Source organism: Wolbachia pipientis (assembly GCF_023661085.1).
Lineage (GTDB): Bacteria > Pseudomonadota > Alphaproteobacteria > Rickettsiales > Anaplasmataceae > Wolbachia.
Genome location: NZ_JAHDJT010000184.1, coordinates 1 through 619 on the forward strand (window position 1 = coordinate 1; position 619 = coordinate 619).

The following is a 619-nucleotide window of genomic DNA, read 5'->3' on the forward strand; positions in this document are numbered from 1 at the left end:
ACCCGAAGAATGATGTCGCGTTTCGTCGCATCTTTGGTACAGAGAAGAATAAGGATATTCTTATTCATTTCTTAAATGATATTTTAGGCTTTACTGGCAAGGATGAAATAAAAGAGATAGAGTTCCTCAGTACTATTCAAGATGCTGAAATTGCCTCTAAAAAACAAAGTATTGTTGATGTTCTCTGCAGAAATGAAAATGGGGTGCAAGTGATCGTCGAAATGCAGGTTGCTAAAACTAAAGGCTTCGAAAAACGCGCACAATACTATGCAGCTAAGGCGCATTCAAGACAGGCTGATAAAGGTGATCAATATGAAGACCTCAAAGAAATTATCTTTATTGCTATAGTAGATTGTATCCTATTTCCGGATAGGTCTAAGTATAAATCAAAACACACTATTCGAGATGAAGATACTAATGAACACGATTTAAAAGATTTTTATTTCACATTTATTGAGTTGCCAAAATTTCCAAAAACGAAGGAAGATCAATTGGAGAGTATAGTAGAAAAATGGGTCTACTTCTTCAAGTATGCAGAGGAAACCAGTGAAAAGGAATTGGAAAGAATAATAGGAAGTGATGTAATAATCAAAAAAGCATATGAGGAGCTAAATAGATT

Annotated in this window: 1 protein-coding gene; it reads left to right on the forward strand. The window is 34.4% G+C overall.

All coding sequences use genetic code 11. The features are described 5' to 3' along the window. A partial coding sequence (locus DM84_RS06020) for an Rpn family recombination-promoting nuclease/putative transposase (protein ID WP_250779092.1) occupies window positions 1-619 on the forward strand: 619 nt, incomplete at both ends.